This window comes from Candidatus Zixiibacteriota bacterium, from assembly GCA_040752595.1.
Taxonomy (GTDB): domain Bacteria; phylum Zixibacteria; class MSB-5A5; order WJJR01; family WJJR01; genus JACQFV01.
On the sequence record JBFMGX010000015.1, the window covers coordinates 39,188 to 59,018 of the forward strand.

At 60.2% G+C, this 19,831-nt stretch carries 15 protein-coding genes; 3 read left to right on the top strand and 12 right to left on the bottom strand.

Annotated features, from left to right (window positions below; translation table 11 throughout):
• Window positions 1–116: 116 nt before the first annotated feature.
• From AB1792_05150 to mnmG, 6 genes are all read right to left on the bottom strand, one after another.
• The gene (locus AB1792_05150; GenBank protein MEW5701597.1) at window positions 117–2,162 is read right to left on the bottom strand and encodes an AAA domain-containing protein; all 2,046 of its coding nucleotides are present in this window, start codon (window positions 2,160–2,162) and stop codon (window positions 117–119) included.
• Entirely contained in the window at window positions 2,162–3,115 is a 954-nt protein-coding gene (locus AB1792_05155) for an AAA domain-containing protein (protein MEW5701598.1), read from the bottom strand. Before AB1792_05155 ends, AB1792_05150 begins: the two co-directional genes overlap by 1 nt.
• Before the next feature lie 10 nt (window positions 3,116–3,125).
• On the bottom strand, window positions 3,126–3,971 hold the full coding sequence (locus AB1792_05160) for a ParB/RepB/Spo0J family partition protein (protein ID MEW5701599.1): 846 nt from the start codon (window positions 3,969–3,971) through the stop codon (window positions 3,126–3,128).
• Window positions 3,968–4,726 carry an AAA family ATPase gene (locus AB1792_05165; GenBank protein ID MEW5701600.1) on the bottom strand — a complete coding sequence of 253 codons (759 nt, stop codon included), beginning with the start codon at window positions 4,724–4,726 and terminating at the stop codon, window positions 3,968–3,970. Before AB1792_05165 ends, AB1792_05160 begins: the two co-directional genes overlap by 4 nt.
• A 107-nt stretch (window positions 4,727–4,833) precedes the next feature.
• Window positions 4,834–5,481, bottom strand: coding sequence for a 16S rRNA (guanine(527)-N(7))-methyltransferase RsmG (rsmG, locus tag AB1792_05170; protein MEW5701601.1), 648 nt, complete (start codon window positions 5,479–5,481; stop codon window positions 4,834–4,836).
• 130 nt (window positions 5,482–5,611) lie between these two features.
• Window positions 5,612–7,519 carry a tRNA uridine-5-carboxymethylaminomethyl(34) synthesis enzyme MnmG gene (mnmG, locus tag AB1792_05175; GenBank protein ID MEW5701602.1) on the bottom strand — a complete coding sequence of 636 codons (1,908 nt, stop codon included), beginning with the start codon at window positions 7,517–7,519 and terminating at the stop codon, window positions 5,612–5,614.
• 333 nt (window positions 7,520–7,852) lie between these two features.
• Here mnmG and AB1792_05180 point away from each other — a divergent pair, with 333 nt between their 5' ends.
• Complete coding sequence (locus tag AB1792_05180) at window positions 7,853–9,190, top strand: LamG-like jellyroll fold domain-containing protein (protein MEW5701603.1); 1,338 nt, start codon at window positions 7,853–7,855, stop codon at window positions 9,188–9,190.
• Window positions 9,191–9,757: 567 nt separating this feature from the next.
• Here AB1792_05180 and mnmE read toward each other — a convergent pair.
• Window positions 9,758–11,185, bottom strand: a complete 1,428-nt coding sequence (gene mnmE, locus AB1792_05185) for a tRNA uridine-5-carboxymethylaminomethyl(34) synthesis GTPase MnmE (GenBank protein MEW5701604.1) — start codon at window positions 11,183–11,185, stop codon at window positions 9,758–9,760.
• Window positions 11,186–11,435: 250 nt separating this feature from the next.
• On the opposite strand from mnmE, the gene AB1792_05190 reads away from it, so the two are divergent.
• Complete coding sequence (locus tag AB1792_05190) at window positions 11,436–12,656, top strand: OmpA family protein (protein ID MEW5701605.1); 1,221 nt, start codon at window positions 11,436–11,438, stop codon at window positions 12,654–12,656.
• A gap of 243 nt (window positions 12,657–12,899) precedes the next feature.
• Window positions 12,900–14,510 carry a hypothetical protein gene (locus tag AB1792_05195; GenBank protein MEW5701606.1) on the top strand — a complete coding sequence of 537 codons (1,611 nt, stop codon included), beginning with the start codon at window positions 12,900–12,902 and terminating at the stop codon, window positions 14,508–14,510.
• Between the two features lie 412 nt (window positions 14,511–14,922).
• Here the strand turns inward: AB1792_05195 and AB1792_05200 are convergent, their stop codons facing one another.
• The 5 genes from AB1792_05200 to rpmH all read right to left on the bottom strand — a co-directional run bounded on the left by AB1792_05200 (window position 14,923) and on the right by rpmH (window position 19,736).
• Window positions 14,923–16,932 (bottom strand): dienelactone hydrolase family protein, encoded by a 2,010-nt coding sequence (locus tag AB1792_05200; GenBank protein MEW5701607.1) that lies wholly within the window; start codon window positions 16,930–16,932, stop codon window positions 14,923–14,925.
• A gap of 203 nt (window positions 16,933–17,135) precedes the next feature.
• Window positions 17,136–18,887, bottom strand: a complete 1,752-nt coding sequence (gene yidC, locus AB1792_05205) for a membrane protein insertase YidC (protein MEW5701608.1) — start codon at window positions 18,885–18,887, stop codon at window positions 17,136–17,138.
• A 35-nt stretch (window positions 18,888–18,922) separates the two neighbouring features.
• Window positions 18,923–19,174, bottom strand: a complete 252-nt coding sequence (gene yidD / locus AB1792_05210; protein ID MEW5701609.1) for a membrane protein insertion efficiency factor YidD — start codon at window positions 19,172–19,174, stop codon at window positions 18,923–18,925.
• The gene (gene rnpA, locus AB1792_05215) at window positions 19,171–19,590 is read right to left on the bottom strand and encodes a ribonuclease P protein component (protein ID MEW5701610.1); all 420 of its coding nucleotides are present in this window, start codon (window positions 19,588–19,590) and stop codon (window positions 19,171–19,173) included. Before rnpA ends, yidD begins: the two co-directional genes overlap by 4 nt.
• Entirely contained in the window at window positions 19,587–19,736 is a 150-nt protein-coding gene (gene rpmH / locus AB1792_05220; protein MEW5701611.1) for a 50S ribosomal protein L34, read from the bottom strand. The genes rnpA and rpmH overlap by 4 nt, the downstream gene beginning before the upstream one ends.
• Window positions 19,737–19,831: the final 95 nt, after the last annotated feature.

Sequence of the window (19,831 nt, forward strand, 5' to 3'; positions counted from 1 at the left end):
TCTCCCAATTGCGCTCTCATCCCGAACGACTTGTCCCGAGCGACTTGTCCTGAGCGTAGTCGAAGGGGGTGAGGGAAGCGAGGGAGCTGCTGTTAGAGATAGAACGCAGCAGGTCGCTACCTCTTTCCGCCCCGTTTGCTCGTCGACCCGCCCTGGATCGGTCTTGTGAAACGACATCCCTTGGTTGCGAAGTTGGAGCAACCCCAGAACTTCCTGCCGAACTTGGAGCGAACGATCAGATAACCACCGCAATCTGGATTCACACACATCTCGGGGGATTGGAAACCGCTGGGCAACTCATCTTCCAGTTCCAAGTTTTTCAACACTTCTTTCACTGAAGACTCGCCCTCGACCCGCCACATGTGCTCGCCCGTTCCGCTGTGGCTGAGTATGTTGAGACTCCCGTCCCAGAGGATTCGGTCGTCAATGATGGCGGTCTTGAAATGCCTCCTGGACGTGTGGTACTCTTCGATGACTCTGACCCCTATGCCGCGCAGACTCCCGACAGCAATGCGTGACTGTTCAGCCATGACACCCTGTTGGCGATTGCTCGGCCATGTGTGCACATGTATCTCGACCCCGTTGGCGGCTTTTGATCGGAGAGTATCCATGAACTTCGCGACTCTCTTCACGGTCAAGAACGGACTGTAAATGAAGACTCTCTTCTGAGCCGCACGGAAATCCTCGATGAATTGGGGCCAGAAATCTCTTTCAGTGTACTGGTCGACAGGGATTGGCTTCCGGATCGGGCCGCTATCAACGAGCAGCGCGTCAGCCCACCTCTCAAAGTCCGAACAAAAGTAGGGGTCAACGAGAGACTCAGATGGGATGATTTGGGCAGCCTGCAGGAGATGCTCGACGATTCTCGCCAAAACGGCATCCGATTTCAGACTCGAGATCAAATGGGTCGTATTCCCGATGAAGTAGAAACGTTGTCTGCTCCGCGTGATTGCAACGTTCAAGAGCCTCGTAGGGTCAGAGTCCGCCTGACTACCTGACAACATCGGAGCCACTCTTGTGCCAAGACCCTCGACGGAATCGAAAACGATGAATGGCTCCTCCCCTCCCTGAAATCTGTGAACAGTGCTGACACGGACGTGGTCTGACATGTCCCAATCTTGAGCGATCTTGTCTATGAGCCGTGCCTGTGCACCGTACGGCGCGATAATGCCGATCCTGGCGTCTCCGTTTCCCTCCTTCTCCCTCAACCTTGCCAATCCAGCTGTCATCTTCCTGGCCAGAGTCACGGCAAGCACCGCGTGGTACAGGTTGAAGCGACTCCCACCGGTAAGCCTGCTGCACCACGCCCCGATACCTCCTGTCTCGACCAGAACGAGAGGCGACCCTGAAACGCCGTCATTGACCGAAGGCACGCTGGTGACTTCCGCGTCCTTGAGAACGCCCCCGTAAAACAAACGATTCGGAATGGCGGAAATGGCTGGATTCATCCGGTATTGCGTATCGAGGAGTCGGACACGAGAGTCCTTGGAGGCACCCTTCACGTCATGGACGCCCAGTACCTCGAACACGCTTCTTCCCAGCCACTTCTGTGCCATTGGTTCACGTGAGATGCATATCGGGGGTAGCTGCAGAAAATCCCCGACGACGGTCACGAAATCCCGACAGCGCCCGGATGCCCAGAACAAGTGCGGGAGCGGTGCCATGCTGGCTTCATCTAAGACAAGTACGTCAAACGGAGCGTCCGGTAGCTGCCTGGCAGAAAATGTCTTGGTCAACGTCGTGGCTACAAGCCTTGCGTCGAAGAGGACACGTTTCTCTATCTCTTCGAGATTGGCGTTGATCTCCTCGATTCTCAGTGGAATCCAGTTCTTTCTCTCCTTGAGAAACGCATGCCGATCTTCTGCCTCACGCGCTGACACGCCCAGGTGTGCGAGTTGTCTCCCCGCCTGAGCACACGCCTCCGCAGTCTGAGCTTCCATTGACTGTACGCGATTTCCTTCTTCATGTACGTGGGTCTTGTGCCGTTCCAGCTCATCTTCCTGATGCTCAATCCTCTCCCGTAACTGCTCGACATCGCGCAACAGCCGTTTAAAGTTGAGTCCTAAGATCCAGGCGCGCAAAGCGCCCGCCCTCGCCGCTTTGTCGAGCTGCGCGCCCATGCCCGCTCGAAGCGCAACGAGTTCCCTCAGCTTGTCATTCATCATATCCTGTTGCGCAATCGCCGAAGCCAGCTCAGATCGGGCACGCTCAAGACTTTGACTCTGTTCCGCCGCGCACCGAAGCTTACCATAACAGGTTCAAGCTCGTGAAGGGTCTCGTCGATCCGTACCATCTCCTCCTGCAGCGCTGCTCGCTCTTCGATAAGCGGCTGTCCTTGGTGACGCGCAATGTTCTCTGGCCGAACCAATGGGAATCTCTCTGACAGGCTACTTCCGGGTGTTCCCAATCGGACGAGCTTCCCCTCTTCGTAGAGCTCAGATCCGTTAAGATGCTTAGCGACATCGCAAAGGGCTTCATCAACTGCGTTGTTTGCATGGGAAACAAGGAGAACCCGTCGACCGAGGTGCAAGTGTGCCTCGACGGCTTTGGCTATGGTCCTCGTCTTGCCTGTGCCAGGGGGGCCCCAGATGATGCACAACTTTGACCCAACTGACGACTCGGCGGCTCTCTGTTGCGGGTCGATGGCAGGGGACCTTGAGCCGTGGTCGCGAGCACCCGCTTCTCCACTCCGCTCCGATTCCCGCCTGCTGGAAAACAGAAATTCTCCCAGACGGAAATCGGATTTGAGATTTCCGTTAACCACTTCGGCGTACTTGTCTCGAAGTAGTTTGAGCAAATACCACAGATTCGTATTCAGCACTGCCTCGGGAATGAACTGACTGCAGTTCTGCTCAATCCCGATCTCGACTTCCAGTCCACGTGCCACCAGCACACGGGCTTGATACCGATGTCCGCGGATTTCGATCTCCGCAGGTGCCTCGTCGAGCACCGCTAGGAAGTTCTCCAAGTGAAAGACGTAAACGAAAAGCCCTGACACTTCACGCAGGAATCGGCCGTTGAAGATCCTGATGAAGCTACCGCCCTGGCCCTTCTTGATCGCTGCGATCTCTTCGTCGAGGGCTTGGATGAATTCTCTGATTATAGCGAGATCCACGGCCCTGACCTCACCCCACCCCCAACACCCCCAGAATCCGGTTCAGATCATCGTTACCATAGTAGTCGATCACGATCCGGCCGCGCTTCCCCGACTCGGTCAGGTGCACTGTGGCGCCCAACTTCAAACGCAACTGCCGCTCGACCGCATCCAACTCCGGTGAGCGCTTCTTCGCGCGCGACAAGACCCGCTTGGGACGACCATAGACGATCTCCTCCAATCGCCTGACCGACAACTGCTCGGCAACGACGCGCCCCGCGAGTCTGATCTGCTCCCGTTCCGATGGGAGAGCCAATAGCGCCCGCGCATGCCCGGCGGTGAGTTTCCCCGCTGCGATCTTCTCCCGCACGCTTTCGGGCAGCCCGAGCAGCCGCAGCAGGTTCGACACGGTCGAGCGGTCCTTCCCGACGCGTGTCGCCATTTCCTCCTGCGTGTACCCGAACTTCTGCGCCAACTTCATGTACCCTTCGGCCTCGTCGATCGGATTGAGATCCTCCCGCTGCAGATTCTCGATCAGGGCCCACTCGACCTCCGCCTCCCGTCCGTGCTTGTTCGAGACGATCGCCGGAATCTCGTTTAGTCCCGCCTCGCGCGCGGCACGCCAACGCCGCTCCCCCGCGATTAACTGGTAATGATCACCGGACATCGTCACCAAAATCGGCTGCAAAACCCCATGCAAGCGAATCGAAGCCGCCAGCTGATGCAGCGCCGCCGGGTTGCTTTGCGTGCGCGGCTGACTCGGATTCGGAACGATCTTGTCCAAAGGCAGATTCACGATCTGCGCGGCGGATGCTCCCGCCGCCGTCACTGTCGGAATCAATGCATCCAGCCCGCGCCCCAATGCGATACGGTTCATGTCGCCATGACCTCCTTGGCTAACGACACATAGTTATCTGCTCCCGTGGAGAGCATATCATACACAACGATCGGCTTGCCGAATCCCGGCGCCTCCGCCAGACGCACATTCCGCTGGATCACCGTCTGGTACACCTTCCCCGCAAAGACGCGACGCGCCTCGGCCTCGACCTGACGCGACAGATTCAAACGTCCATCAAACATGGTCAGAACGACCCCCTCCAGCACCAACTCCCGATTCAGTGAGCTCTGGACGCGCTTGATCGTGTCCAAAAGCAGCCCCAATCCCTCCAGCGCGAAGTACTCAGTCTGCACCGGTATCAAGACCGAATTGGCGGCAACTAACGCATTGAGGGTCAACATGTTAAGGGCTGGCGGGCAATCGATGACCACATAGTCGTAATCGAGATGCGGGTCGTTGAGCGCCTCTCGCAAACGGCTCTCGCGATTCTCCATCCCCACCAGTTCGACCTCCGCGCCGACCAGGCGGATCGCCGAAGGGAGCAGATCGAGGCGTTCGATCCCAGGAGAGATGATCGCCTGCGTGATCGGCAACCCCGCCACCAGAACTTCATAGGTGGAGTCCTTGACCTCGGATTTGTTGATACCGAGAAACGATGTCGTGTTCGCCTGCGGATCCAAGTCGATCAATAGTGTCCGCTTGCCGTCGAGCGCCATGCAGGTTGAGAGATTGACTGCGGTCGTGGTCTTTCCGACACCGCCCTTCTGATTCGCAATCGCGATCACTCGTCGTATGGGTCGCGGCTGATCGCTCGATCGAGCAATGACATCTTCAATCCGGAACACGGTCGTACCCTCAGACGCTGTCATGGCAACTCCAAGTTGGGCAATCGAGTCTCACTCTATGCCTTTCTCATGATGATGATGCGCGTGCCGACATCGGGGACAATATGCCTAATCGACAGTTCGTCAACAAGTTCAAAGCCGGCCTTACACACCATCAGCAACTCGCTCTCGCTGGGCGACGAGGGCTTGTATGTGGCCAGTTGGCCACCCGCCGCCAGTAAGTGCTCAGCCCAGCGCAAGCACTCTTGCCATCCCGTGACCGCCTTGGCTGTCATCCAATCATAGGGAAGCTCCAGAGTGCCCCGACTGATAGCATCTTCGATCCGGCAGTTGCGGACCGCCACGTTGCTGATGGCCAGCGCGTCGCATGTCCGTTCGAGGAAAAAGGCCTTCTTGGCCACGGATTCGACCAGATCGAACTGATCGCCCGGGCGAAGGATGGCCAAAGGAATGGCCGGGAAGCCACCGCCGGAGCCGACATCGATCCAGCGCAATCGACTGAGGGGCAAGAAGGGTAGGATGGCGATTGAAAGGAGGAACTGCCGCTCGATCTCTCGCTCGACCGAGCCGACACGTGAGATCAGATTGATGCGACGATTCGCTTCGATCAACAGATCGCAATACCGCTCGGAGGCGGCAATCTTGCTGTCATCAATCGATTGTAAATGAGCGAGTTTCGCGATCGCATCTGCGGGTAGTTTCACGTGAAACACCCCCCCGACGCCGGAATCAGGACTGTCGACCAGCACCTGTCAACCATCTTTCGTGGTCGGCGACGCTGTTTCACGTGAAACAGCGGTCGAGACAAGGGTCGGAACGATGCTGTAGGATGACTTACTGTGGAGTGGCTTCTCGAGATGAGCCATTCCCGGCCTTGAGATGGATCATAAGCAAACTGAGATCGGAGGCCGTGATCCCGGGGATGCGCGAGGCCTGGCCCAATGTCCGCGGACGGATTCGCTCGAGCTTCTCGATCGACTCACGGCGCAGACCACCCAGATCCCGATAGCCAATGTACTCCGGGACACGGAGGTCCTCCAGACGGCGAAACTGCTCGATCTGTTTGTCCTGCCTGGCGATATATCCATCGTACTTGATCGCGATCTCCACCGCTTCTGCCACCGCTGGATCGAGGCGCGGCAATCCCGGATCGAGCCCATAGAGCTCGTCAACCGTAACCTCAGGAATACGTAAGAGTTGGGCTACTGTCGCCCCACCCTGCCGTTTCAACCCATTGAAGGGGATGCGTTCAGCGGAAACCGTTGTCCGTTCAAACGAACCGACTTGGCGGTCGACCTCATCCCACTGTTGTTGCAGGCGGTCATACTCTTCCTGCGATATCAGGCCGAGACGGAGCGCATGCTGCGCCAAACGGCGTTCGGCGTTGTCCTCACGAAGGTGCAAACGGTGCTCGGCCCGCGACGTGAACATCCGGTATGGCTCATCGACACCGAGCGTCACCAAGTCATCGATCATGACACCGATGTATGCCTCGGCGCGATCGAGGATGAATGGCTCCTCGCCACGGCATGACAGGACCGCATTGACGCCAGCGACGAATCCTTGCCCGGCGGCTTCCTCATACCCGGAGGTCCCATTGATCTGCCCGGCAAAGAAGAGGCTATCGATGAGCTTAGTCTCAAGCGTCGCTTTCAGTTGCGTCGGCGGGAAGAAATCGTATTCGACCGCATAACCAGGGCGATTCATCGCCACGTTCCTGAGAGCGGGAATCGTCCGGAGCGCCGCCAGTTGGATCTCGGCCGGGAGCGAAGTCGAAAAACCGTTGATGTAGATCTCGTCGGTGTCGAGTCCTTCCGGTTCGAGGAAGAGTTGATGACGCGGCTTCTCAGCGAACTTCATCACTTTGTCTTCGACCGAGGGGCAATAGCGCGGGCCGATCCCGCTGATGCGTCCATTGTAGAGCGGCGAATGACCGATGTTCGCGGCGATGAGCTCGTGGGTCTCTCTTGTTGTGTAGGTCAACCAGCAGACCGCGCGGTTCGCAACCGGGATCGGTTTACGGCGCGAGAATCCCTTGGGAGGTTCATCCCCGGGCTGTAAGTCGCAGAGGGATAAGTCGATCGTCCTGCCATCGAGACGCGGCGGCGTGCCGGTCTTGAGTCGTCCGACTTCGAACCCGAGGTCGCGCAACTGACCTGATAGACCAAGCGCCGGCGGCTCGCCAATCCGTCCCGCAGGACGGGACTCGTCGCCGATGTGGATAACCGCTTCGAGGAATGTCCCGGCGCAGAGAACGACGGCGTCGGCGTCATACCGCCGACCCGATGTCCCAACGACTCCGACCGCGCGCCCGTTGCGAATCAAGATCGATTCGATGCCATCGGCAACGATCTTGACGCCCTGCTCATTCTTTATATCCTCTTGTGCGACAGATTGATATAGCGCCCGATCGCACTGGCAGCGCGACGATTGGACGGCGGGGCCTTTGCGGCGATTCAGCACCTTGAACTGGATTCCGGCGCGATCGGCCGAGTATCCCATCCGCCCGCCGAGGGCATCGAGCTCGCGCACAATCTGCCCCTTGCCGATCCCCCCAATCGCCGGATTGCACGACATCCTCCCGATTGCCTTCGGGTCCTGCGTGATGAAAGTGACCTCGGCCTGTGGTGAGCGCCCATGTCGAACCGCTTGTGGTGAGCGATCTTGCCGAACCACCGCCGCCGCCGCCTCGATCCCGGCATGTCCGCCACCAATGACAATGATGCGGGGGGAGGGTCGCATACCGCAGAAACGTACGCCGGAGTGAGCTGTTTGAGCAAGCCGCTGATGTGAGACCTCATGTCATGTGCACGCCACGCGCCCTCGCGTGGCGCAGATCCTGCGGGCAGCGCTGCCCAAGAAATCGCTGGATTTCTGAGTCATGACTGCGGAAATTGACTCCGCAAGGTCTACGGCTCTACAACGACACAACTTCATCATCTAAAGGAGGCCTGCCATGCGCAGCCGCGAACTGCTTCTCACCGGAACCGTGGTGGCGGTGATCACACTTCTGTGTGCCCCCGGAGCCGCGGGGGGGGGGGTGGACATGGGGCTACTGGCTACGAGACCCGACAATTGGAGTCGCAGACACCGGCGTATTTCCCGGGAACGGGACACTGGTATGAGTTGATTCCCTCGACCACGTGCTGGACTCAGGCGCGCGATTCCGCCACGGCGCGCGGTGGTTATCTGTCTACTGTCCTGTCCGGCGCGGAGAATGATTTCATAGTTGCCGAAGTACTCCCCAGTGACTTCATCGCATGGCTTGGAGGATATGAACCGAACAACGACGGAGACTGGTTGTGGTACACGGGCGAAGTCTGGTCATATACGAACTGGCAACCGGGAGAGCCCAATAACGCCACTGGTCCCGAGAACCGTCTCCAGATCGTGACCCAACCGGGTTGGGAAGGGAGATGGAATGACGGAGTCGATTGTCACCCTGTGATGGGGTTTGTCGTTGAGTACGACTGCCTCTCGTCTACAGTCTTCGGTCCGGCGCTGCAGTTCGACGGTGTCGATGATTACGTCGAGGTCCCCCATTCTGCGGCTCTCAATCCGTCGCCGCAACTGACTGTCGAGGCACGGATAGTACTGGACTCTCTACCCGAGAGAAACGGATACGTCATAGTCTCCAAGTGGCGCAGTTCTTGGAACCCCAACGGGAGTTACCACTTCTGGGTTGCGGGCTCGACCCATCCGGACAGCCTCAAACTCGTGTTCCACACAGAAAGCGGCTACTGTTTTTCTGGCAAGACATTGAGTCCGTGCCGGACGTATCACGTTGCTGCAAGCGCGGACGGATCGAACATCCGGCTGTATATAGACGGGGTCTTGGACGGCACCGTAGCCGCGGGCCCGGCCCCAATGAATTCCGACCGCGTGCTGCTTATCGGCCGAAACAGCCACGGATTGATAGACCCTTTGCTTTCTGACCACTTCCCCGGGCGCATAGATGAGGTGAGGATCAGCAACATCGCGCGGGATCCCTCTGAGTTCTGCATGACGGGAGAGTGCACACCGGATGGAAGCACGATCGGTTTGTGGCACTTCGACGAGGCATCGGGTGATGTCGCTGTCGATGCTACTGGAGCCCACAACGGGGCAATCTACGGAGCGTCGCGTGTCGACAACTGCTTCTGCTGCAACAGCCCCTGCCATGGTGATCCCGTCTGCGACAGCGTCACCAACGTGCAGGACGTCGTCGAGACAATCAACGTCGCCTTCCGTGGATCTCCACCGATGTGCGATGTCGGTTGCCCGGCATCGCGCACCGACGTCAATTGCGATGGTGTCAGCACAATCCAGGATGTCGTGAAGATGGTGAACGTGGCGTTCCGCGGGGCCGATCCGGCGACGGAGTTCTGCGCTCCGTGCTTGACTTCGCCGCCGTTGCCGCGGGAATGTCCATAGGCGAAGGTGGGCCATCCCATCGCAAGCGGTGGGGCACCCGGTATAGCACCCAAGAATCCCACCCTTCGGGTGGGGCACCGGAGATGCTCTTGGTGCCACGCACAAACTTGTTTGTGCGTGTCTTGATCGGGGACGGGATGCACGCACAAGCATCCCGACGTTGTCACGTAGGGATGCTCGTGCATGGTTCACCACGAGTGGCACCCGGCACCCGGTAGCGTGAAGAGACAGCAGATCCCTCGCTTCGTTCTGTCCGTGGGACAGAACTTCGCTCGGGATGACAGCGTGGTGTCGTGTTGGGAGGTTTGAGGGCGAACACGGGGGTTCGCCCCTACCCTTCGGCTTCGCTCAGGGCAAGCCCCTCGACGATGCTCGGGGCAAGCCCCTCGACGATACTCGGGGCAAGCGGGTGCAGCGGGGCGGCGCAGGGGCGTATGGCCATACGCCCCTGCGATGGAGGGCGACAGAATGGTGGGCGGAGCCCACCCTACGCTGTTCAATAGCTTCGTCTTCGTAGGGTGGGCTCCGCCCACCAACAACAGGCCCTGTCGGTGGGGCACCAAGACATCACTTGCCGATGCAAAAGCTTGAGAAGATGTCAGACAGAATGTCCTCGGTCGTGGTTGTGCCGATGATTTCGCCCACGGCAATGGCGGCGCAATTGGCATCGAACGCGACCACCTCCGGTGAGCGGCCTTCGTTGAGCGATTCCCGGGCCTGAGCGATCGATTGTTGCGCGCGCAGCAGGGCATCGCGATGGCGGTCATTGATCACAATCGGCGCCGACTGACGATCGGTGTCGCAGGCGGCAATCCATTGCCTGATCCTGTCGATTACGTTTTCGACGCCGTCGCCGGTTTGCGCGGAGATGCCGATGACCGGAGACGACGATGACAATGTCGCGAGATTGTGCGCGGCGACGTTGCGCACAGCGGCGGCAGGGTCGGCGAGCAGGTCGAGTTTGTTCACGGCAATCAGCCACGGGATCGAAAGATCGCGGAACGACTCGGGCGGCCGCTGGGGGAGCCACGCCATGCTTCCATCAATGAGCCAGATGGCTCCGTCGGCGGAGCGAACGGCGCCGTGCGAACGCTCGACGCCGATCTTCTCCACCAGGTCGGTGGCGTCGTGTATCCCGGCGGTGTCGATCAGACAGACAGGGTAGCCGTCGAGATTAATGAACTCGCGCAGGATGTCGCGGGTTGTACCGGGGATCTCGGTGACGATGGCGCGTTCGTCCTGCGCCAGCCGGTTGAACAGAGTCGACTTGCCGACATTCGGCGGACCGGCGAGGACGACAACGAAGCCATCGCGCAGGATGCGGCCGCGGTTGTAGCCGGCCAGGAGTTGATCGATCTGCGTGGCAACGGCTTGGAAGCGTCGACCGACATCGGCGAGCTCGCGGGGGTCTAAGTCCTCCTCGGTGAAGTCGATCCCCATCTCGAGACGGGCCATGGCTGCGATCAGTTCCTCGCGGAGCCGGGCGATGGCGCTGTTGAGTGACCCCTGCAATTGGGCCAGGGCGGCACCGGCGGCTTCATCGGTCTTGGCGTTGGTGATCTCCGCAACTGCCTCGGCTTGAGTGAGATCGATCCGGCCATTGAGGAAGGCTCTGAGGGTGAATTCTCCCGGAAGCGCCAATTCGGCGCCATTAGATGCCAATACGGCAGCGATGCGTCGAATGACGGTGGGCCCGCCGTGCCCGGTGATCTCCACCAAGTCTTCACCGGTGAATGACTTCGGCGCACGGAACAGCGATACGATCACCTCGTCGATTCTCGTGTCGGACGGTGTCTCGACGATGTATCCGTGGTGAATGGAATACCCCGGCTGGGAGGCGAGATTCGCGACATGGCTGGGTCGAAAGACCCGGTCGACGATGGCAATGGCCTCGGGACCGGAGAGACGGACGATCCCCAAGGCGCCGCGTCCGAGCGGGGTGGCGATGGCGCAGACCGTGCGGGTCAGATCGACTTTCGTGTAATCAGCGGCCAAGGGAACACCTGCTTTGGAGGTCCAAGATGACAATCCTGCTTACGTAATATAGATTCCCGCCTGCGGGAATGGGAGCCCGATGCTTGGCGCGGGCGGTGGGACAAGCAGGGCAAATCTTCTCCGGAATTGTCTTGTCGGGTCGGCTCCAGGTGCGGTATCCTCCGGGATTGCCGGTGGCTTGGGGATGCGATCCGGTATCGTCGAAATCGTCAGATGTCCGGGCCGGTCTGAGCCCGGGGAGGGAGTCCCCATGCATCGCATCAAGCACACGCTGCTGCTTTTGGCCATCGCGTTCGGTCTGGTCGGTCTGCCCCTCAGCGCTCAGGCGCAGCTCGGCGGCCTGAAGAAGGCGGCCAAGAAGAAGGTCGAAGAGAAGGCCAAGGAGAAAGTCGAGCAGACCGGCGAAGGCACCAGCGATCAGGAGCATGAGGAGAAGACCGACGCCGCCGAACAGCCAGGGGAGGAAGGTGCGGCCGAAGGCACGGCGGGCGAAGCCGCCTTGGAGAAGCCGGGCGGGGGAGTCTGGCTAAAGTACGACTTCGTACCCGGCGATCGGGTCATCTTCTTCGAAGATTTCACCCGCGACGAAGTGGGGAACTTCCCGCAACGGCTCGAATTGCTGAAAGGGAACATGGAAGTGGCGGAATGGAAGGGGATCCGCTGGCTGAGGGGCTCAACCTACTGCGATTTCGTCATTCCCCTTCCGGAGGTTCTGCCGAGTCGTTTCACCTTCGAGTTTGACCTCTATGCCCCTTGGGAGTGGAACACGGTGGACATCTCCACCGTGTCGGAGGACGAAGACACCGGGGACGCGGAGCTCACCGAGGTCTGCTTTGCACCATGGGAGAGAGGCGGAGGTGTGAAGGTGTGGAGGAGCAAAGAGGCGCTGGCAATGGGAAAGGTTCCGGACACGGTCCTCAATGAGATCATGCACTGCCGGGTGATGGCGGACGGGAAATACATGAAAGTCTACATCAATGAGACCCGGGTGGCGAATTTCCCGAACACGAATTTCGGGCGGTCCGACCGGCTGTACTTCTATGTCTCCGCCGAGGAGGAACGGCCGGCGATGTTTGCCAACTTCCGGATCGCGGCGAGCGACAAGAAGATGTACGACGCGCTGACCGCCAACGGCCGGGTGGCGACACAGGGGATCTTCTTCGATTCCGGCTCGGACAAGATCCGTCCCGAGTCGACGCCGACCTTGAAGGAGATAGGGCTGATGCTGAAGGACCATCCCGATCTGAAGCTGTTGATCGAAGGCCACACCGACAACGTCGGTGATGACGCCGCAAACCAGACCTTGAGTGAGAAACGGGCCAACGCGGTGCGCGATAATCTCATCAGTCAGTACGGGATTGAAGGAACGCGGCTGCAGGCCAAGGGATACGGCGAGACCAAGCCGGTCAGTTCCAACGACACGCCGGAGGGGCGTCAGAACAATCGGCGCGTGGAGTTGGTGAAGTTGTAGCGGACTTGGCAGGATGCTGAGGAATCGTTCCACACTGTCATTCTAAACCGCGCCGTTCTTCGGCGGGGTGAAGAATCTGCTGTTTCTTCATCGGGGATGGAAAGCAGATCCTTCGCTTCATCCCGCCCGCCGCGGCGGGCGGGGTTCGCTCAGGATGACAATGATGGTCAAATCGCGTTCTTCCTGAGTTGTTCAGCAACGTGTGACAAATCGACGAATCCACAAACCTGGAAAGGAACAGGCATGAGGAAGCACTGGTTGGGACCGCTTCTGGCGATCGTGTTGCTGGGAGCGCTGTTGAATCTGTCCTGCGGAGGGAGCGACAAAGGCACCGGAACGACCTCCGACGGCGAGCCGCCGGCGTTGCCGGAGTTCGACTTCCCCGACAAGGTGGGCATTGCGCCGATCAACAGCGACGCGCAGGCGGCCAAAGATCTCGCCGAGAGCTATCTCGGCGCCGGGCTCGAGAACCTCGACTTGTCCTGGTTTTCGCCGAATGACGTCACCGACTGGGGCACAAAGACCGGCGGATGCTGGAACGGGGCGAACACGGGCTCGGGATGCACCTCGAACTATGACGTCTGCGACACGACCTCCGGGTACAAATGGACAGCCACGCTGGACGGCAATTGTGGCGGCCAGAAACCATACAGCAACTGGGTCGCGACACACGGCGTCACGAGTACCGACGGCCGTACCGGCAATTTTGCATTCTATGTCGACAGCGGGATCGCCATCTCCCGGACCTTAACATACGCGGTCGCGGCCAACGACCAGTCCGGCAACCTGCAGGTCTATACCGGCGACGATGTGCCGGCCAACCTCCTGGCGACGCGGACGTTCACCTACAACGCCAACCAGTCGCGGGACTACACCGGCGAGAATTACGCGTTCGGCTCCCTGGCCGCGGGCGTGGAGCGGGTCAAGTGGGAACTGCACCTGTCCCCCGATCCGGATTCGGGTTGGATGAAGACCTACACATGGTCCGGATCGCCGGCACAATACCGCATGCGCAACCGGATCACCTGGGATGCCGATTCCTCTGGAAGTTGGATCGAGTATGACGCCAACAACCAGATTCTACACCAACACACATGGCAGAAGAGCACCTCACAACCGCCGCACCTGCGCGGACTCCAAATCCCGGACACCGTGGACTTCTGCAGCGATGATCTTGATGCGCAGCAGGCGGAGACGATGGTCAAGGGAATCATCGCCGCCGCCAAGGGGTATGCCGCTCTCGGCATGGCGTACTTCGCGGCGTTGGATTCCGCGCAGTGGGGCAATGTGGTGAGCGGGTGCCGGTCATGGTCCTACGCCTATGGCGGTTGTTCGTGGCAGTACCAGGCCTGCGAGCAGGGGAACGACTACCATTGGACGTATGCGGTCGACGGGAGTTGCTTCGGTCAGGTCTACAACAATTGGACGGTCTTCCAAGGCACGACGAGCAGCGACGGGGCCACCGGCACGATGATCTTTTACGAGCTGAACTCCACGATTGTGCAGTCGACCTGGAAGTGGAGCGATGCGGCCGACGGGAAGTCGGGATGGTGGGAGTACTACGACGGCATCGAATCGCCGACGACTCTGCAGGTGCGTCTGACGTGGACGGAGAACGCCGGTGGCTCCTATGACGTGGTCTGGGAGAATTTCGACGCCGGGACACCGCAGTCGAAGTGGGTGCTGCACAAGTCGGCCGACGGCAGGTCCGGGACGATGACGTTCTGGGAGTACAACGAGACGACATCGACCTACTGGAAACAGCAGGAGATCATCTGGAACTCCGACTGCAGCGGTTCATCGACCTACTATGACGAAGAGGGGAACATCGTCTCACAGCAGACATGGCCGTAGCGGCACCGCATGCACGCACGAATCCCGACCCGCCCCGTCGAGTGACGGGGCGGGTTCTGTCTTGCTTCGCATTGACATTGTCCCACGGCTCACGGGGGAGTTGAGAAAGTAGCCCTTGCGCGGTACGTGGGGCAGAAGTGTGGAGAATCCTGCTAAGAACAACCATTGTCAGCGTTGGTGGCGCAGGCATTCCTGCCTGCGCATGATCATGGGCAGACAGGAATGTCTGCCCCACCAAGGGCCTTCTCAACACGCCCTTACGCCGTGGACTTTGATCTTGCGCCCCTTTGGGGCTAAAGCCCCTGGTCCCCGAAAGGCGATATCCGAGGTGCAGAGATTACACACCCGACCGTCTCCGAGGACGGTGCGTCCGGAAGACACGCTATACAATCACTGCCAAACTGGGGAATCACTATCTGAACGAGAGCACATGTGAGCCGGCGGTACCGGACACCGGCGAACGCAAGCGCTCCAAGAACTCGACGGCACGTGAGAAGCTCCCGGAGAGCGAGTACGGGCTGTGAATGCCGTGCGGATACAGAAAGAACTGAACATCCGGCTCGCCGCGACCGAGATCGTACATCACCTGAATCAGGCGCTGCGCTTCACTAACGGGAACGATGGGATCGCTCAGGCCATGGTGTCCCTGAAGCCCCGGGAGACGGTCCGCGAAGTAGGCCGGCGAGCGCCGGATCAGCTCAGCGCGGACGTCTTCGTAGGAACGCTGACCGAGCACTAATGGCAGTATCAAGGCCCCATACAAATCGTCGAAGCCCGGAAGCCAGCTCATGTGACCGTTGAGCGCGTCAGTGGCTACGCCCCTGACAAAGGACCCGAGGAAGTCCGTCACGCCGAAGAACTCAACCACCAAGTCGATCCGGGGATCGCGGGCTGCCATCAGCATACCGACCGTGGCACCCCGGCTGAAGCCAAGCACCCCGATCTTGCCCGAGTCAACCGAAGGGTTCGTGATCAAGGCGACATTGAGGAGCGCCAGCGCATCGTCGACATCACGATCCCATGGGCTGGGAGCTCCCTCTGAGACGTATGTCGTATCCCCATACGTCAGCCGCTCCGAACGAAACGAAGGGACAACGAATACAAAATCGCCGACGATCGACGTCAACTCCGGAGGGAGCAACGACAGCAGCCCCTTGACATCGACTCCCCGGTCGGACTCATGGCAGTAGACAATGACCGGACAGGACTGCGGCGGCGCTGCCGCCGGTGACACGATGGCACCGTACTGCCGCACGCCTTCGACCGAGTACGACACAATGGAGACCGTCAACGAGACGCCGCCGACCGTCTGCTCATCGTTGGCGATGTGCTGGATCTGTTGCGGGGTGACATCGCGATCACGCCATGGGATCAGGGCCGACGTGATTTCGGCCGGGCGCGGCGCGGCAAACAACCGTGTCAAGTTGACGTTCTGAATGACGACGTCGGTGTCGCGTCTTACGAGAGGCGTCAGGTAGTCGACCGCGCGGACTTGAGCCAAAGGCAGTTCGGGCAACTCATGTCCGACACTCGGGTAGAAGTAGTGCTCGAAGAACGGTTCGCGCTTGCCCAGTCTGTCCAGCGCCTCGATCATCCGTTCCGCTTCGTCGACCGACGTTATGGAATCGACCACGCCGTGTTGGATCTGGAGAGATCGGAGTCGGTTCGCGAAATAGACGGGCGATCGTTGCACCAGAGCCGCACGGACATCTGCCAGCGACATCACGCCCTTTTGGAGTGATCTGATGAGAGAGGAATCGATGTACTGGAAACACGGCCGGCCCGAGGGGTGGCCGTTGAGGTAGTCCTCGACCATGCCCTGGACGGATGGGCCGAAGAAATCGGTGAGCCCCGAGAACTCGACCACGCGATCGATGCGCGCATCGCGTGTTGCCATCAGCATGGCGACGGTCCCGCCACGACCAATGCCAAGGACGCCAATGGACGATGAATCCGCCGACTCTGTAGTCGTCAGCGCCGCATTCAACAGCGCCAGTGCATCGTCGACGTCGTAGTCCCAGGGGCTCGGCGCACCCCCAGACTGATAAACAACACCGTCCGAAACAAGTGCTTCGGAGCGATAGGCGGGGATGACGTAGATGAAATGGTCGACGCTGGACCCGAACGCGTGCAGCAGGGACGAGAGATCCCGGTCAATGTCGATTCCGTCGTCACCGTCGTGGGCGAGGACAAGCAGAGGTAGCGTGCCGGGCAGCGCACCCGATGGAACCAAGATCGCGCCGACGTGCGTGATCCCGGCGACCGAGTGCGACACAATGTGGACAAGGAACGGCTTGGCCGCGATGGAGCGAAATGATGCGGCCATCTCGCCGACGCCGGATGCCCGCGTGTCCCGGGTGTTCCACAGCGATAATGCCGCCTGGATCTCGTCGTCGCGCGGCGGGGCGAACAACTGTGTCATGTTCACGCCGCCTACGATGCGGTCCGGTGATTCGCTCGAGGGTGCAGTTGGAGATTCCGCACATGCCGAGGCCACCGCTGCGCACAACAAGACGCCGCAGATGGCAATCAACTTCTGCCAGACCTCACGTACCGGCATAGATCGCTGGGTCGTCGCACAAGCGTGCGTGTGTATTCGTTGCCCGGTCCTGATAACGGGCTTCTTCATGCACCAGCCCGGCTCTTGAGAATCTTTCCCGAGCCGACTTCGCCGGTCGAGAGCGACTCGTCGTCCGAGGGATGGCCGATCAGCCAGACCTGCTCGATCACCGAGAAGATGTTGTACATCGTCCAGTACAGGTTCAGCCCGGCTGGAAAGTTGTGGAACATGAAGCCGAACAACAGCGGCATCAGGTAGGTCAGCATCTTCTGCTTGGGATCTTTGGTCGAGAGCTTCTGCTGCAGGAACATGCTGACGGTCATGATGATCGGCAGGATGTAGTAGGGGTCCTTCTGGGACAAATCGGTGAGCCAGAAGGCAAAGTGGGCGCCGCGCAGCTCGATCGTGGTGCGGAAGACCTGGAACAGCGCATAGAAGATCGGCATCTGCGGCAGAAGCGGCAGACATCCGGCCACGGGATTGATCCCCGCCTCGCGGTAGAGCTTCATCATTTCCTGATTGAGGCGCTGGGGATCGCCTTTGAGACGCTCGCGCAGCTTCTCCACCCTGGGCTGCAGGGACTGCATCCGACGCATCGAGCGCACCTGCTTCTTGGTGAGGGGATGGAAGGCGGCCTTGATCAGAAGCGAGAAAACGATGATGACGACGCCGTAGTTGGGCATCAACGCATACAGCTTCTGGAACAGCCAGAGGATCACCAGGGCGAAGGGACGGACGATCCAGCGCCAGCCGAGATCGACCATCTCTTCGAGGCCGACGCGGTAGGACTTGAGGACATCGTAATCGATGGGACCGGCATAGACCGTGAAGCCCAGGTCGATCGGCTCCCCGGTGCGCAGCGGCATGAGGACCGAGGCCGAGAATTGCTTCAACTCCAGCGTGGCGGCCTCGTGGGTGTACGGCCGCTGGCGGGCTTCGACGCGGAACCCCTCGGCCGGTGTACGCGGGATCGTCGCGCAGACGAAGTACTTGGTGCGGACCGCCGCCCAGTGAGTCAGCCCGCTCAGATTGGTGAGCGGCTGGTCGCGGTCGACCTTGCCGATCTTCTCCAAGTCCTTGCCCATGAGGGCCACGGCGGCAAAGTCACCATTGTCGCCATCGGGATCGGGCTCGGTCGGCCATAGGCCCCCCTGCCAGCCATAGTGCAACTCGCGCTCGATGCCGTCCTGCCACGGCGCGGCAATCTGGAGGCGGGTGTCAAAGTCACTGCGATTGGAGCGAAACGTGTACGTGATGGCCAGTTCGCCGCCGGAGCGCGTGACCGCCACGAAGCGGACAGTACCTGAATCATTCCCCGACAGCGTCAGCGACATGCGGTCGGCACGAAACGCCGCATCGTCAAGACTGAAACCCGGTCGGTCAAATTGGAAGCGCGGCCCGACGCCGAGCGCGGCATCCATGGTATCGAGCAGGACAATCGGCTGACCTTTGCGGCCCGGATCGTTGTAGTGGTATCCCTTCAGGATGAGGCGGACCAAACGAGCGCCGCGGGTGCTGAACTGGGCTTCAAGGCGCGGCGTGTTGATGGTGACGAGCTCCTCATGCCAGAGCGAATCGCGCACGAATGGCGTGCGTGTCGTGTCGGCGGAAACGGGGGGCGGCGACGGCGCCACCGTGGCGGAAGGCGCTGCGACAACCGATGAATCGGCCGGTGCGGTCGCTGTCACCGGCGCGCGACGCGGGGCCTGCTTGTAGCCGATCCACTCCCAGTAAGCCGGCAGAAGCAACACCAGGGCGATCAAGACCGCGAACGCCGCGACGACCTTGAAATCGATGGGTCTTTGTTCCTCGCTCACCGCAGTCTCCGCAGGAGTGAATTGATCAGGATCGACTATTCTCTGGTGCCGGGAACGGGATCATATCCCATGCTGCCGCCGGGCCGGCAACGACTGAGCCGGCGTAGGGAGAGCATCAGGCCGTGTCCAGGGCCATGAAGGCGCAGCGCCTCCAACGTGTACTCCGAACAGCTCGGAATGTGACGGCAGCCGCCGATCAGCAATGGCGACAGCAGTAGCTGATAAGCACGGACAAGCAACGACAGGGCGAAAACGAGGAGCCGTGCCATGGCCGTGCGCGGATTCATTCGGAACCGGTTGCGATCCTGCCGTGCGCCTGATTGCCTATCCATACGAGCGATTCCCTCACCTGTTCGCGCAGCGATGCGAACGAAACACGGGCCGCCTCGCCGGAATCGGTAATGTAGATGACGGCCATGGCGGCGGGCCACAGCTCACGCTGCGTTCGTACCGATTCCCGCAGCCGCCGCCGGATGCGGTTGCGGACGTGCGCCGGCCCGGCACGTCGCGAAACGACAAACGCAAAGCGCGGCATGCCAGCCAGATGCGCCGGTCGCCGGTCGCGCGCGGCCATCGAACCGACCACGCGAAACGCACCAAAGCGCTTGCGTCGGCTCTCTGGACTGTGCAGGACGGCACGGATGACAAGCGGGCTTTTCAGTCGACAGTACGAAGGGAACGACTGTGATCGGGCGATGGTCACTTCCCGGCGGCGCGAACCGTCAGACGTTTGCGCCCCTTGGCCCGACGCCGCTTCAAGACGGCGCGCCCGTTCTTGGTCGACATGCGCTTGCGGAAGCCATGGTCGGCGAGCTTCTTGCGATTCGATGGTTGAAACGTTCTTTTCATGGAACCTCTTTCTCTTCTCCCAAACGAAACTTTATTATAACATCCGGCGCTGGTACCTCAAAGAGGTTCTTTGATCACCGGGTGACCCCACGGGT